The organism is Streptomyces sp. NPDC052052, from assembly GCF_040680455.1.
In the GTDB taxonomy this organism is placed as follows: domain Bacteria; phylum Actinomycetota; class Actinomycetes; order Streptomycetales; family Streptomycetaceae; genus Streptomyces.
The window spans coordinates 187,481-202,511 of sequence record NZ_JBFAWU010000015.1 but is presented as its reverse complement, the minus strand read 5'-3'; the positions used below and the strand labels follow the sequence as shown (position 1 = coordinate 202,511).

Below are 15,031 nucleotides of genomic sequence, written 5' to 3'. Positions count from 1 at the left end.
AGGACCAGCGCGGCGATCAGCCCGACGAGCACCGGGGCGGCGCTGGTCAGCAGGTCCGCACCGCCGTCGGACCCCGTGCCGCGGCGGCGCAGGGCGACGACCGCGCCGACGGCCAGGACCAGCAGGGTGAGTTCGGCGACCGTGCGCCGCCGTGACGGGCGGGTGTCCATCAGGTCGTCGCGGGCCCCGTGCATCTGCGGTCTGCGGTGCGCCAGTGTCGTCCGCAGCGGCAGGGCGACGCAGACCAGCACGGCGACGATCGCAGCCCCGGCGACCGAGCGCCACAGCCGGGCCTGCCCGAAGGCCAGTACGGCGATCAGCAGACCCAGCGCCGCCGCGGGCACGGCGATCACGGCGGTCTCGGCGAGCAGCCGGCCGCCGATGCCGCGCAGTGATCCGCCGCGCGAGCGCAGCAGCGCGAGTTCGCTGCGGCGCCGCCCCCCGATCAGCCCGCCGGTCATCAGCAGGACGACGGCGGCGACGGCTCCGATGCACACGGCAGCGACGGTCACGATCGGGCCGATGGCCGTACGCAGGGTGTCGTACCGGGTGAGGATCTCGTCCAGGTCGGTGGCGAGCGCCGCGGTGGCGCCCGCCGTCGTACGCAGCTGCACCAGCCCGGGGCCGCTCTCCAGCGAGGCGATCGAGGTGCGCAGTTCCGGCAGGTCGGTGGCGGCGAGGCGGGAGGGGTCCGGTGCGATCCGCCAGAACACCTGCGGTGCGCCCGCGGTGGCGAGCAGTGCCGGCGCGGCATCCGGGGGCAGCAGGACGGCGGCGGTCCAGTGGTAGAGCGGGTCCGTCCTCCCCGGCAGAGGAACCAGGGACGGGGTCCGGAGCAGCGGCTGGACCGACCAGTAGCCGGCCCCGGCGTGCTTCGGGGCGATGATCCCGGTGATCCGGACGGTCAGCGGGTCGCCGAGCTGCGTCGGTACGGAGAGGGTCGAACCGGCCTTGAGTCGCAGGGCCTTCGCCGTCTCCTCGGTGACCGCGCCCTCGATCTCCGTCGTGTCCGCCGTGACCTTGCCGTGCACGGTGGGCCAGCTTCCCGCACGCAGGGTGGCGTGGTCGGACAGTGCGGGCAGCGTCGAGTAGGTCAGTGCGGGGTCGATGCCGTTCGGCCGGGGCAGCCAGGACTCCTGTGCGGCGATCGGGGTCCCGGTGGCGAAGCCGTACGAGGACTGGGCGGTGTCGGGCCGCAGCACGTCGGGCAGCCCCGCCAGCACCTTGCGGTGCACGGCCGCCAGCGTGGCGTCGCGCACCGCCTCCTCGCGCTGTGCCGGGGACAGTTGCAGCGCGGGCTGCGGAGCGGTCACCTCCAGCACACTGAGCCGGGGGTCCGCGGTGGCGATGTCATGACGGAGCCCGGCGTTCTCGTAACGGTCGACGGCCCGCGGGAAGGCGGCGGCCAGGAACGCCGTCAGCAGCACCAGCAGCCCGAGCGCCCAGGAGGCGCCGGGAGCGGTGCGCAGCCTGGTACGGACCCAGGGGGCACACGGGGCGGGGGCGCGCAGGCCCCGGTCGGAACGCGGGCTCATGTCAGTGGTCCCCCTGGTGGCGCAGCGAGGTCGCAGGGTCGGCGCCGCGCAGCGCGAGGAACGCGACGATCACCAGCGGCAGCGCGGCGACCGAGGCCAGCAGCGCCGCGATCTGCCCGGCGGGCAGCTGTACCAGCACCGACGGCACCGGAGGGGTGGCCTGGCCGGTCAGCACGATGAGCGGTACGACGCCGCGGATCAGTACGGCTCCGAGCACGGCCCCGACGAGCAGCGCGATCGCGATGAGTACGCCCTGCTCGGCGGCGATCATCCGGGTCAGCCGCCTGCGCGGTGTTCCCAGCGCCCGCAGGACGGCGAACTCGGCGTTCCGTTCGCGCTGTGCGCCGACGGCGTTCACCGCGAAACCGACCGCGGCCAGGGTCGCGGCGACGACGGCCACCGCGGGCAGCGCGGCCTGCGGCCCGGCGCCCAGCGGATCGCTGACCAGCTCCTGCGCGACCTCGTCGCGCACCTGAACCTGGGTCGGGTCGCTGTCGGGCCGGGCCCGCAACGCGGCGGCGACCTTTCCGGTCTGTCCGGGGGTGGTGCTCAGCCACCATTCGGTCGGGGTGAGCACCGTGTTCGGGCGCTGTGCGAGGGCCTGGCCGACGGCCCGGAGGTCGAGCAGCAGGGCGCCGCCGTCCCGCGCACGGCCCGCGGTGGTGCCGCTGCCGAGGGCATCGGTGGTGCCGATGCCGGTGGTCGGCAGCCGGCGCACCGACCGCACGATCTTCACCCGGACCGTCTCGCCGGCCAGCGTGACATCGACGCTCTGCCCCACCTTCGCCCCGGCGGCCTTCAGATACGCGTCGGAGGCGACGGCGTTCGGCGCCGGGGCCTCGGGACGGGGTGCGGCGGCCCGCACGGAGAAGTCCGGCGTCCCGCTCCTGGTGTCCGTGTCGGCGGCGGAGCCCGTGGTGTACGCGAAGGCCAGCGGGGTGTGTGCGGAGGCGGTCGCGCGCACCGACTGCTCCGGTCGCGTCGTACCGTTCCCGGAGGTGGCCGGTGCGGTGTCCCAGCCGAAGCCGTCGGGCACCGGGACCGGCTGCTCGTCCCGGTCGGCCGTCACGGTCCTCAGCGCGCTGACGGCGAACCGGTGCGACTCGCTCCGGCCGGCCGGCTGCTCGCCGCTCAGCTCGAACCCGGTGAGGGCCAGGTCGCCCGCGGCCGCGACCGCGAAGCCGAGCGGATGCGCCTTCCCGTCGACGGGTACGGCTCCGACGGCCACCCGGTACGGAAGGCCGTGACCGTCCTCCAGCAGCACGGTGACGCGCGGGGCGGAGCCGGACGGCGACCGCGTCCCCGGCGCCCCCGCCGCCGTGATCCGCACATCGAACCGGAGCTGCGCGCTGTCCCTCGGCAGCGGCAGGCCGGCCCGTGCCGTCCCCCGCGGGGCGAGCGAGTCGAAGAGCCGCTCCTGGGGCTGGTCGCCGAGGTCGTCGCGCATCAGCATCCGCTGGCCCGCGTGCGCGGTGTCCAGGACGAGCACCTCGGCCGTGCGGTTGCCGGAGAGTTCCGTGGTCGTACGGACCGCGGGTGCCGCGTCCCGTACGCCCGGCAGCTGGGCGTACGCGCCCGCCTTCGCCGGGTCGCCGACGGAGTTCTCCTGTACGCGCAGCGAGGCACCGACCCTGAAATCGGCCTGGTCGCGCTGCGACCGGTCCCAGGAGGCGCGTTGCCCGACCGCCAGCATCCCCATGGCGACCGCGAGGATGAGGAGCAGCACCGGTCCGGTATTGCGCAGCGGGCGGCGGCTGAACTGCCAGCCGGCCAGCGCCGTGACCAGCCCCCGGCCGCCCGCCGCACGGCGTTCCGCGAGCCTGGCCGCGGGCGGCAACAGGCGCAGCGTGAGTACGGTGCCCGCGAGCAGCAGCAGGGCGGGGGCTGCGACCAGCAGCGGATCGATACCCAGTCCGCCCTGCCGGTCGCTGCTCAGCGCACCTCCGCCGGAACCGGTGGTCTGGCGGTCGAGCTGCCAGTACGCCACCGCGGCGATCACCAGCAGACCGAGGTCGGCGCCCGCGCGTACCGGGCCGGGCACCGTGACGGCGCGGCGGGACCCGCGCTCCCCGGCTCCGGCCGCCAGCGCGGGCGCCACCACGGCCAGCGCACAGGTCAGCGCGGTCACCGCGGCGACCAGCCACACGGTGGCGGTGGCGGACCCGTCGAGCCGGATCCCGATCCGGGACAGCGCGCTGCGCTCGGCGAGCAGCCGGGTCAGCGGCCCGGCGAGCAGCGGGGCGAGGAGGGCGGCGGGCAGGGCCAGCAGCAGCGCCTCGATCGCGGCGAAGGCGGTGATGCGGCCGCGCGATCCGCCGCGGGCCCGCAGCAGCCGGGTCTCCCCGCCCCGCTCACTGCTCAGCAGCCGGGCCACCAGCAGCAGCGCGTAACCGGCGAGCATCACCAGCTGGACGGCCACGATCATCAGGGTCGAACGCGAGACCAGCAGAGCCCGGTCGATCTGCTCCAGCACCCGGGGGAGCGAGGTCTGCGCGGTGGACCCGGTCCCGAATCCGGCGGCGGCCTGCAGTTTCTTCGGGGCAGCGGTGGCGGCGCTGTGCAGGGCGTCCATCCGGCCCGTGGTGACGGTACGGAAGTCGGCGGTCGCCAGCCAGGAGAGTTTGCCGGAACTGACCCGTCCGGAAGCGGTCACGGTGGGGTCGGTGAGCAGCGGGCCGTACGTCGTGAAGGAGATGGTGCGGACGCCGCGCCCGCCGAGTTCGTCCAACTGCCAGTACGGATCGGTCTGGTCGGATGCCTCGTACACCCCGGTGACCAGGATGCGCAGCGGCTTGTCGTCCAGCCGGTCCGTGACGGTGAGCCGCGAGCCCGGTCGCAGGTCCAGGTCCCGGGCGGCGGCGCCGGGCAGCGCGACCTGGACGGGATCATCCGCCTTCCCGCTCCCGGACGCCGGCATACGGCCCGCGGTGAGCCGGACGCGGCTGCGGTCGAGGGAGGCGAAGTGGGTGAGATCGGGGGTGTCGCCCCGGCCCGCCGCAGCCCGCAGACCGTGCGGCAGCGCGTACGTCCCCGATGTCTCCAGGGTGCGGACGGTCACGGGAAGGCCGTCGAAGGTGTCGCGGGCGGCCCGCCGGGCGCTCGCGTCGGCGGTGTCCCGCTGTGCGGGCGTCACCTGCGTGGACATGACGAGGGAGGCCGCGGCCCTGGACCGGTGGGTGAGCGAGTGACGCAGCGCCGCGTCGCCGATGGAGCCGGAGAAGGCGGTCAGCGCGGCAAGCACCGAGGTGGTGAGCAGAACGGCCAGGACGGCTGCGGCGAGCAGGAGCCGATAGGCCCGCACCCGAAGAAAGACGAACCCCGTCACTCACGCCCCCCTGGTCCCTCGCCACACACCCGCCCCCGGTGTCACGCGATGCTTTCAGGAGATACGTGTGGTTGGAAACCGTTTGTGCGAACACCTTGATGGGATCGTGACCGTTATCCGGAGGCGGAGGTACGAATTCCGCACCGGTGGCAGGGGTGCGGGCCCGTGTGTCAGCTCTCCGTGTTCACCATCGAGGCGGCCGCATAGGAGAGGTAGTCCCACAGCTGACGCTCGTGTTCCGGTGCCAGGCCGATCTCGTCGAGGGCCGCCCGCATCCGGCTCAGCCACGCGTCGTGAGCCGCCCGGTCCACCCGGAAGGGAGCGTGCCGCATCCGCAGCCGAGGATGTCCGCGCCGCTCACTGTAGGTACGGGGCCCACCCCAGTACTGCATCAGGAACAGCGCGAACCGCTCCTCGGCCGGACCCAGGTCCTCTTCCGGGTACATCGGCCTCAGCAGCGGGTCCTCGGCGACGCCCTGGTAGAAGAGGTGCACCAGGCGCCGGAAGGTCTCCTCGCCGCCGACCTGCTCGTAGAAGGTCTGCTCCTGCAGCGTGTCGCGCGGAATCTCTGTCACCCGTCCATGGTCGCAGACGCGCCGACCGAGTACCGGAGGCCTAGGACCGGCCGACCGGCCCCGGTTCCTGGCCCCCGGGCCCCGGACGCAGGAGGGTGGGGGTATGCAGGACGCGCATCCGGACCGGTTCGCCGTGGCCGCCGCAGAGGAACGGAAGGCGATGGTGCGCGGGATCGTGGCGCACGGGGACCTGCGCGACCCGCACTGGCTGGCCGCGTTCGAGCAGGTGCCGCGGCATCTGTTCGTGCCGTACTACTACGTGTCGGTCGGAACCGGCCGCCTGTGGTGCGAGGATCCCGACCCGGACCGGCGGGCACAGTGGCTGCAGGGGGCCTACGCGGACGGTGCGCTGGCCACCCGGATCCAAAACGGCGAGCTGATCTCGTCGAGCAGTCAGCCCTCGCTGATGGCCCGGATGCTCGAAGCGCTCGACGTACGGGACGGACAACGGGTCCTGGAGATCGGCGCGGGCAGCGGCTACAACGCCGCGCTGCTCGCGCACCGGCTGGGCGACGACGCCGTGACCACCGTCGACCTCGACCCGGAGATCACCGAATCGGCCCGCCGGCATCTCGCGGCGGCCGGATACCGCCCGGCGGTGATCACGGGGGACGGGGCGCGGGGCTGGCCTCCACGCGGCCCGTACGACCGGATCATCGCGACCTGCACCCTGCCCTGCGTACCGCAGGCCTGGCTGGACCAGTGCACATCGGATGCGGTGATTCTGGCACCGTTCGCCACCGGACTGATCACGCTGCGGGTGCGGGAGGAGGCGCACGAGAGGTGTGCGGAGGGCCGGTTCCTGCACACGCCCGCGTACTTCGTACCGCTGCGCGGCGCACCGCCCCCGCAGCCCGCACGCCCCCCGCACGGTCGCGGACTGCCCAGGCGCATCGCCGAGAACGAGCTCTTTCGGTTCATGCTCGCGCTCACCGGGGCCACCCTCGACCCCCGCGAGGCCCTCTCCCTCTGGCAGCGCGAACGGCGCCCCGAGCGGGAGAGGTTCGGCATCACGGTCCGGGCCGGGCGGCAGTGGGCCTGGCTGGACGACCCGGCGGGGCCGTACGCCTGGCCACTGCCCGACGGACCGTGAGAGCCCTGTCCGCCGGATGGCGTGCGTCAGTCCCGACGGAGCGTGATCGTCGTCCAGGCGCCGACATGCACCCGGTCGCCGTCCTGGAGCGGGACAGGGACATAGGGCTGGATCGGGTCCTCGGCGCCGTTGATCGTGGTGCCGTTGGTGGAGTTCTGGTCGACCACGGCCCAGCCGCCGTCGGGCTGCTGCACCAGCACCGCGTGCTGGTGCGAGACGCCCGGGTCCTCCGGCGGCACGGACAGGTCGATGTCGGGGGACTCGCCGGTGCTGTGCCTGCGGCGACCGATGGTGACCTGGTTGCCGGTCAGCGCGAGCCGCTGCTCCGGGGAGTACGCGGGCAGGTTGAGCCCGGTCGCCTCGGGGCCGCTGCGCTGCATCATCGACAGGAAGTAGTCACGGTCCGGGGCGATGACCGCGGTCCAGCTCGCGGCCGGCTGGTTCTGGCCCGGGAAAGGCTGCTGCGGTACCGGGGCCGGGGCCGGGGCCGGGGCCGACGGCTGCGGGGCCTGGGCCCCGGACGGCGGCGACAGCATCCAGTCGTCGTCGTCGGACTTCGGCTGCTGCCGCGCCTGGGCCGGCGACTGCGGGACCAGCGGCTGCGGGGCCGGCGGTACGCGCGGACCGGGCCGCTCGAACCCAGGCGGCGCCGACTGCTGCGGGAACGGCGACGGGCTCTGCTGCTGGAAGGGCGGGGGCGGCCCCTGCTGCTGGAAGGGCGGGGGCGGCCCCTGCTGCTGGAACGGCGGCGGTGGAGGCGCCTGAGGGCCCGGTGCCTGAGGACCCGGAGCCGGAGGCACCGGCCCGCTTCCCTGGTCGGGCGAGAGCGGCTCGGCCGGACGGTTCACCTGCGAGGGCCGCGAGCCCTGGTACTCGAACGGATCACGCTGCTGCCCGGGACCGGGCGGCTGCTGCGTCTGGAAGCCGGGCGGCAGACGGAGACCGGGCGGAGGACCGGCATGGCTCGGCGCAGGGGCCAGCGGTGTGTACGACGTCGCGGTGTTCGTGAGGAAGTTGAAGCGGCACTCCTCGCAGAACGGCGCCCCGGCCTCGCGCGGGGTGCGGCACTGCGGGCAGAGCTCGGCCTGCTGGGTGGCGTCGGGGCCGGAGCCCTGCGGATAGCCGTAACCGCGAGCCGGCGGCGGCGGGGGCGGCGGGGGGACCGCACCCGCAGGCGCGCCCGCTCCGGCCATGCGATGGCCGCAGACCTCGCACCAGTCATCGGAACCCGACTGGTGTCCGTTCGGGCAGGTCGGCATGTCGGCGCTTCCCCCTCTCCTCGTCAGGCCCCGGGGCCGTCATCCATCGTGCTCTTCGCCACCCGGCGGATCGCTCCGGAGGGTGGCCCGGCTGCGTGACCATGCGGTCACTTCTTGACGCGAACGGTCTTGGTCGAGCGTGTTTCGAGTGTCATCGAGTCCGCTTCCGCGACCTTCGCCTTCAGTCGCACAGTACCCGTCGCGGCATCGACGACATCCACCACCTTCGAAAGCAGTTTCGCAGTCTCCTCGTTCCCGGACGCAGACGCCAGCTGCACGGCACGGCCCAGTTTCGCCGTCGCGCCGTCGAGATCTCCCGACCTGCGGGCGTCGAGCCCCTGCTGGATGACCTGCGCCAGTTCCGCCTGGCCCGTGTAGTGCGCGACCTGGGGATTGATCGCGGTGGACGCCGCCACGTCCTCGGTCCACACCGCCCTCACCAGACCCTGCGACAGGGTGTGCGGTGTCCCGCCCGCCGGGTCCGGGAGGACCAGCGAGACCCGGGACGCCAGCATCTCCTGGCCGATTCCGGCCTGCGGCACCCGTACGCACACGTGGTAGTCGCGGGACTCGTCGCCCCAGGAACCCGTGGGGTAGTCCCCGGCCCGAGGGCCCGCCTCGGTGCGGCGGCCGGTCAGGTCGACGACCGTCGGGGCGACCTGCTTCACGAACCTGATCTCGACGCCGACGGGCGTCCAGAGCCGCAGTGCGACGTCCGCGACCTCCTTGCCCATCGCGTTCTCCATCATCTGTGTGAAGTCCGCGGCCAGCCCTGCCGGGTCGGCCACGATGTCGGCCGTACCGAGCAGTGCGGAGGCGATGGCTGTGACTTCTTTCACCTCCCAGTCGGTGCCGACTCCCCGGGCGTCGCAGGTGAAACGGCCCGCGCAGGATTCGAGCGCCGCGCGCAGGTCCTCCGGCGACTCGTGCTCGTTGCGGCCGTCGGTGAGCAGGATGCCGTGCCGGATCTCGGCGTCGGTGGCGCCGAGCAGCCGGTCGGCCAGCCGCAGCCAGGTGCCGATCGCCGTACCGCCACCGGCGCCGAGTGCGCGCAGGGCCCCCTTGGCCTGGGCCCTGGTCTGCGCATCGGCGACGGCGAGCCTGCCCTGGCCCGGATAGACCTCCTTGGCGACGTGTGTGCCGGCGACCACGGCGAACGAGGTGCCGTCGCGCAGGGTGTCGATGGCGGCGGCCGTCGCGTCACGGGCGTTGCGCATCTTCGTCGGCGGATAGTCCATCGAACCGGAGCAGTCGACCATGATCACCACAGCCGCTCCCGACGGCTGCCCCGGCGCGTGCGCCGGCACAGCGGCCGCATCGGACAGCGGGGCGCCGCCCGTGGTGCCGCCACCGGTCGAGGTGACCGTGACGATCGCGTTGACCTCGCGACCGCCCTCCGGCAGATATGCGTTCTGGTACACCTCGACGGAGAACTGCGGCACGTGCGACTTGGAGAAGTTGGCCATCTGATCGGCTCCTTGGGGCTCCGGGTGTCAGATGAAGACAGCTGTGAGGGCAGAAGTACGGGTGGATCAGGGCGGATGGGGAGGGAGGTGGCCGGGGGTGGGTGAAGCGGGCGAAAGTGTCAGGGGGGAGTGGCCGGACGGAAACGGAATCAAGCGTTACGGAACGGGACTCATGGGGTGCCGCAGGCCGATCCTGCCCCCTGCGGCGGCATGGTGAACGGCAGCAGAGCCACTGTTACGTTGTCGTGGCCCCCACCGTCCAGCGCATGACCCACCAGCACCCGCGCGCCGTGCAACGGACGCAGCTGTGCGTCGGCCGGTACCGCTGAGGCCATCTCGGCCGCCGACTCCGCGTAGTTCCACAGACCGTCCGTGCACACCACCACGAGACCGGACCGGTCCGGTTTGAACGCCGAGGTGTGCGGCTCCAGTTCGTAGGCGTCGGCGCCGAGCCACCCCGTGATGGCGTGGGCGCGCTCGTCCGCGTACGCGTCGGCCTCGTTCATCAGGCCCGCGGCGACCATCTGCGCGGCCCAGGAGTCGTCCTCGGTCAGCCGGGCGGGCGGATGGCTGCGGTCGTCCGGCACCCAGTAGACGCGACTGTCGCCGACCCAGCCGACGACCAGCAGCCCACCCGCCAGCACCGCGCCGACCAGGGTGCAGGCCGGGGCGTTCTGGTGGCGGTGCGGGTCGTGCTCGCCGGCCCGACCGGGCTCCTCGGCCAGGGAGTTGACCGACTCCGAGGCCGCGACGATCGCCTCGTGCATCGCCTGCTGCGGATGGATGCCGCGCGGCAACGAATCCAGGAGCGATTCGTTGGCGGCGTGCGCGGCCGCCGCCGACGCCTCGTCGGGGCGGCTCGCCGACGAGACACCGTCACAGACGATCGCGACCACGGCCGGTGAACCGTCGGGCAGGGCGGTGGTCGACACCGCGAACGAGTCCTCGTTGCGGTGGTGACGCAGACCCCGGTCGCTGACGGCGGCCACCGAACCGAGCTCCTGCTCCATGTGGTCGCGCTCGCGCGGCTGGGCGTGACCGCAGTTCTCGCAGTAGCCGTCGGGGTCGACCCGGCCGGCCCGGCAGGCCACGCACAGCCGGCTGCCGACCGGTGGCGTGGCGGGCAGCTCCGCCGCGGGGGCACGGGGATCGGGCGGCGCCGTGGGCGCGTCGGCGGACGGTGCGGCCGCGGGCGCGGGCGTGACCTGTGGCGGGGCACCGGGGGCGGCACCGGGCGCGGCCAGCTCGAAGTCACCGGCTCCGCCCGGCTCGTCGAACCGGACCTCCGCCGGGCGGTCCGGGATGCGGGCGGCGGCCCGGTCGTTCCCGGCCGGTGCGGCCATCACGATCGTCGGGCGGTCCCGCGGCGGTGCGGGCACGGCCGTCAGGTCGTACCCGCACGCACCGCAGAACAGGTCCCCCGGCTCCAGCGGCTCCTCGCAGCCGGGGCACCTCGACAAGGCCGCGCTCTGGGGCTTCTGCGACATTTTCACACCCACGTCCGGGGGCGGAAACGGTTGGCCCGTTCCACCAGTTCGATCCTCTCGTCACCGGGCTCCGCAAGCCGGGCGAGCATCCGGTACGAACGCTCCAGCCCGAAACGCAGGCCACGCTCGTCCAGTTCATGGCCGAGCAGCGTTCCGGGCCCGGACGGATCCGGCGGTCCGGCAGGCGCGTGCGGCTGAGCGGCCGTACGCGGAGCCGTTGAACCACCGGAGAGTACCCAGTCCAGCGCCGTCCCCAGCACCTCGGTCGACAACTGCTCGCGGCGCACCGGGTCCAGACCGAGACCGGCCAGTGCCGCGACCTGGTCGGCGGCGGCCGAAAGATCGGGCCGCAGCGGTTCGTCCGGGGACCGTTCCCGCAGCCGGGCCCGCACCGCGGCGACCCGTGCCGCGGTGTAGTGGATCGACGCCTCCGGTACGGACTCCAGCGTCGCCACGGCCCCGACCCGGTCCCCGGCGGCGAACTGCACCCGGGCCAGGCCGAAGGCGGCGCTGACGAAACTCGGGTCGGTGGCCCACACCAGGCGGTAGTACTCCGCGGCGTTGTCCAGCTGGCCCAGGACCTCCGCGCAGATCCCCAGCGCCAGCTTGGGCGCGGGCTCGCCGGGGAAGGCGTCGTACACCGCGTCGAAGGAGAGCGCCGCGTTCACGTGGTCGCCGGTCACCAGCGAGGTGACGCCGCGGTACCAGACCACGCGCCAGTCGTCCGGATACCGGGCCTCCAGCGCCGCCAGTACCTGGTCCGCCGCGCCGAGGTCGTGCATCTCCAGGCGGGCCCGCAGCTCGCGCAGCCGGGTCTCCAGCGAGGCTGCGGGGGCCGCGTTCAGCGCGGCGATCAGCTCGGCGGGGGCGGTCGCCATCAGACCCGCCAGGAAGCCCGCGTTGGGATCGTTCGCGTCGACCCGGGGCACCGGCAGCGCGAGCGAGCCGGCCCGCGCGTCCAGTCCGGCCGGCCGCCGACCGTTCGCGGCGTCCGGCCCCGACGGCGCACCGGGAACGGCGACCGGGACCCGGGGTGCCGGGATCGCGGCCCGGGGCGGCCCGTCCGGGACCGCCGCACCGCCGCGAGGCACCCCCGCGCCCGGACCGCTGCTCGCCCGGAGGTGCGTGGGCGGCGCGGCCAGCGGACCGGCCCCCGCCGCGGCGTATCCGGGCGCGAGCGCCACGGCCGCGGGCAGCCCGTCCGGACCCGGCCCGGCGGGCGTCACGGTGACCGCCGCCGGGGCGGCACCCGTGGACGCCCCCTTCCGCCGCCGCCCGAAGCGGCCCGCGGACGCCGGTGCGGCCGAGCGCGCCCCCAGCCGCGACACCTCGCCCGTCGGCTCGGCGAACAACTGCGTGTCCGTGACCCGCACTTCCGTACCGAACAGCGTCGACAGCGCCGGGCGCGGACGCCCCGTCTGCAGCGACACCACCTCGCGCAGCACACCCGTCAACTGCTCCGCCATCTCCGCCGCCGAGGCGAACCGCCGCGCCGGATCCGGATCGGTGGCCCGCACCAGCAGCCGGTAGAACGACTCGTAGGTGCGGAACACCTCGATGTGGTCCGGATCCGGTAGCGAGTCCACGAAGACGTTGGTGTAGCCCTGGAAGTCGAAGGTCAGCACCGCGAGCGTCCGCGCGACCGTGTACAGATCGGAGGCGACCGAGGGACCGACCTCCGCGACCTCCGGCGCCTGATACCCGACCGTGCCGTAGATGGCCGACTCGTCGTCGTCCATGCGACGGACCGCACCCATGTCGATGAGCTTCAGCTGGTCCTCGGTCTGTATCGCGTTGTCGACCTTGAAGTCGCAGTACAGCAGGTTGCGGCTGTGCAGATGACCGAGCGCCTCCAGCGCCCCGATGCCGTACGCGCACGCCTGCTCGACCGGCAGCGGATCGCGTCTCCCGACCGCGGTGCGGCGTTCGTTGGCGATCTCCTTGAGCGCCTTGCCGCCGACGTACTCCATCACGATGTAGCCGTCGAGCGAGCCGGTGCGCTGGTCGAGATGCTCGACGAAGTTGTAGATCCGGACGATGTTGGAGTGCTCGATCTCGGCGAGGAAGCGCCGCTCGGAGATCGCGGCGGCCATGGCGTCCTGGTCGCCCGTGTCGAGCAGGCCCTTGAGGACCACCCAGCGGTCCGACACCGCACGGTCGACCGCGAGATAGACCCAGCCGAGCCCGCCGTGCGCCAGACAGCCCACGACCTCGTACTGGCCGTGCACGACGTCGCCCTCGTGGAGCTTGGGCACGAAGGAGTACGGGTGACCGCACTTGGTGCAGAACCCCTCCGTGCGGCCCGCCCGCCCGCCACGGGCCCGGCCCACCGGGGCCCCGCAGTCCGAACGGGAACAGAAACGCTTCCGCTCCGGCACCTCCGGGTGCTCCATCACCGCGGAACGCGGATCGTGACGCGGCACGTCCGGCACCTCGACCAGGCCCGCGCCCAGCCTCCCGCGGCCGGGTCCGCTCGCGACCGAACGGGAGGAACGGACCGACACCGAACGGGCCGTGGCGCCACCGGACAGCGAGCGCGACAGCCGGCCCGAAACGGAACGGTGCGAGGTAGACGAGCGCGAGGAGGCCCGGGACGAGGCGGCACTGCTGCCGCTGGTCCCACTGCCCCGGCCGCTCGCGCCCCCGCCGCCGGCGATCCCGGTCGGGGGAGAGGACACCATTCCTTCCGGAGACACGACGGGAGCCAGACCGCAGGTGTCGCAGTACAGTTCACCGCCGCCCACGTCCTCGTACCGGCCCTCGCACGTGGGGTGCTGGCACTGCGTACTCACGGTCGGTCCCCCTGCTCGCCCCGCCGCTGTCGCGGCCCTTCGGCCTTGCGTCCGCCCGTACTCATCGCCGGTCCTCCGGTCCCGCGGGCCGCTGCGGGGACAGCAGCTCGGCCGCCGTCTCCTGATAACGCAGCACCGCCTGTGCGGCGACCCGCAGATCGCACGGAGCGCTCCACAGCATCCGGCGTGCCGCGTCGTACCGCTCGATCAACAACGGGTCCTCGGCCAGACCGTGCCGGGCGACCTTCGCCTTGTACGCGTCGAGCCGGCCGCGCAGCTCCGCCCGCACGGCCAGCGGCGCGGTGACCGCGGTCAGCGACTCGCGGGCCCGCAGCAACTCCTCCTCGGCCTCACGCTCCAGCGTCTCCAGGAGCGGGGAGAGCCGGTGCCACTGGGCATGCCTGCGGTACTCCGAAGCGATGGCCAGCCGCTCCTGGAGCACCGTGGCCGGGCCGCTGACCGCGGGCACCTCGGAGGCGGCGATCTTCGCCAGCACCTCGCCGCGCGCCGAGCGGGCCTCCGACAGGGTGCGGTCCGCACGGGACAGCACGTCCCGCAGCTGGACCAGACGCTGTTCGGCGTCCTGCCGGACCGCGAGCACCGCCTCGATCTCCCGGCGCACCTCGTCCAGGGCGCGGGCCGCCCGGTCGTAGCGCGTCGTGTCGGGGCGCCCGCCGCCCGGCGCCGAACTGCCTGACCCCGCCAGCCAGAACGCGAGCGGATCGGAGATCACCTCCGCCCGCAGCGCGGTCAGTTCCCGGGTGATCGCCTCCAGGTCGTCACCCGCCGGGTGCTCGCCGGGGCGTACGCCGACGGAGTGTGCCAGTGAGCGGGTGCGGTGCAGCTCGGTGGCGAGGAGATCTATCCGGGCGGGGAGTGCGGACCACACGGAGTCGGCGGCGACGACCATGTCCAGCGAGCGGGCGTACAGGTCGTTCATCCGGGCGACCAGTTCCTCCAGGGTGAAGCGCTCGGAGAGCCTGGCCGGGGCGGCGCCCGACGGGTCGGACCGGCCCGCCGCATGCGCCACGGTGACCCCTTCGCCGCGCAGCAGTTCGGTGAGGGTGACCAGGTCGTCCCGGCTGGGGTGACGCCGACGGGCCCGCACCGCGCGGGCCTCGGTCAGAGCCGCCGCGTAGACGTCGAAATACGCCCACAGCAGGGTGATCGACTGCTCGGTGGAGGCCCAGCGTTCCTTCGTGACACCGGTCAGGCCGGCGCCTTCCAGAAGCCGGCGGCCCGCGTGGTCCTGCAGGGCGAGGAGCGAGGTCTCGATCGCCTCGTGCTCCGCGCCCAGCCGGGCCAGCGCACGGTCCGCCTCGTCCCGGTCCATGACCGGGCCGGGGGTCCTCCCCGCGTAGCCGGGAAAGGGGCCCGCAACGCCCATCGATCACCTCTCCGCTCTTCCTGTCGGGGCGGGCCCGGCAGGATCAGTGCCACTGTCTCACCGGCCGGCGCACGCCGTCGCGCGTCCCCCGGCCGGTACCCCGACCGGCTCC

Annotated in this window: 8 protein-coding genes and 1 pseudogene; 1 reads left to right on the top strand and 8 read right to left on the bottom strand. The window is 73.8% G+C overall.

The genetic code is table 11. From position 1 onward, the window contains the following. The 3 genes and pseudogenes from AB0L71_RS19910 to AB0L71_RS19900 all read right to left on the bottom strand — a co-directional run. Positions 1-1,535: pseudogene (locus tag AB0L71_RS19910) on the bottom strand (ABC transporter permease); the annotation flags it as partial. A gap of 1 nt (position 1,536) precedes the next feature. Continuing rightward, on the bottom strand, positions 1,537-4,860 hold the full coding sequence (locus AB0L71_RS19905) for an ABC transporter permease (RefSeq protein WP_365244343.1): 3,324 nt from the start codon (positions 4,858-4,860) through the stop codon (positions 1,537-1,539). 170 nt (positions 4,861-5,030) lie between these two features. Next, positions 5,031-5,435 carry a globin gene (locus AB0L71_RS19900; RefSeq protein ID WP_365244340.1) on the bottom strand — a complete coding sequence of 135 codons (405 nt, stop codon included), beginning with the start codon at positions 5,433-5,435 and terminating at the stop codon, positions 5,031-5,033. Between the two features lie 103 nt (positions 5,436-5,538). On the opposite strand from AB0L71_RS19900, the gene AB0L71_RS19895 reads away from it, so the two are divergent. Next, positions 5,539-6,528 (top strand): methyltransferase domain-containing protein, encoded by a 990-nt coding sequence (locus AB0L71_RS19895; RefSeq protein WP_365244337.1) that lies wholly within the window; start codon positions 5,539-5,541, stop codon positions 6,526-6,528. 26 nt (positions 6,529-6,554) lie between these two features. Here the strand turns inward: AB0L71_RS19895 and AB0L71_RS19890 are convergent, their stop codons facing one another. From AB0L71_RS19890 to AB0L71_RS19870, 5 genes are all read right to left on the bottom strand, one after another. Further along, positions 6,555-7,787: an FHA domain-containing protein gene (locus AB0L71_RS19890; protein WP_365244334.1), complete on the bottom strand. Its 1,233-nt coding sequence runs from the start codon at positions 7,785-7,787 to the stop codon at positions 6,555-6,557. A 107-nt stretch (positions 7,788-7,894) separates the two neighbouring features. Beyond that, a complete protein-coding gene (locus AB0L71_RS19885) occupies positions 7,895-9,253 on the bottom strand; it encodes a VWA domain-containing protein (RefSeq protein WP_365244331.1) in 1,359 nt (452 codons plus the stop codon). A 170-nt stretch (positions 9,254-9,423) separates the two neighbouring features. After that, positions 9,424-10,746 carry a PP2C family serine/threonine-protein phosphatase gene (locus tag AB0L71_RS19880; RefSeq protein WP_365244328.1) on the bottom strand — a complete coding sequence of 441 codons (1,323 nt, stop codon included), beginning with the start codon at positions 10,744-10,746 and terminating at the stop codon, positions 9,424-9,426. Beyond that, the gene (locus AB0L71_RS19875; protein WP_365244325.1) at positions 10,743-13,532 is read right to left on the bottom strand and encodes a tetratricopeptide repeat protein; all 2,790 of its coding nucleotides are present in this window, start codon (positions 13,530-13,532) and stop codon (positions 10,743-10,745) included. The genes AB0L71_RS19880 and AB0L71_RS19875 overlap by 4 nt, the downstream gene beginning before the upstream one ends. Positions 13,533-13,593: 61 nt before the next feature. Next, positions 13,594-14,919, bottom strand: coding sequence for a hypothetical protein (locus AB0L71_RS19870; protein ID WP_365244322.1), 1,326 nt, complete (start codon positions 14,917-14,919; stop codon positions 13,594-13,596). Between the last annotated feature and the right edge of the window lie 112 nt (positions 14,920-15,031).

Bases quoted from the DNA above. Each gene is read 5' to 3' on its own strand.
- AB0L71_RS19895 (WP_365244337.1), top strand. From the start codon at position 5,539: ATGCAGGACGCGCATCCGGACCGGTTCGCCGTGGCCGCCGCAGAGGAA.
- AB0L71_RS19890 (WP_365244334.1), bottom strand. From the start codon at position 7,787: ATGCCGACCTGCCCGAACGGACACCAGTCGGGTTCCGATGACTGGTGC.
- AB0L71_RS19885 (WP_365244331.1), bottom strand. From the start codon at position 9,253: ATGGCCAACTTCTCCAAGTCGCACGTGCCGCAGTTCTCCGTCGAGGTG.
- AB0L71_RS19870 (WP_365244322.1), bottom strand. From the start codon at position 14,919: ATGGGCGTTGCGGGCCCCTTTCCCGGCTACGCGGGGAGGACCCCCGGC.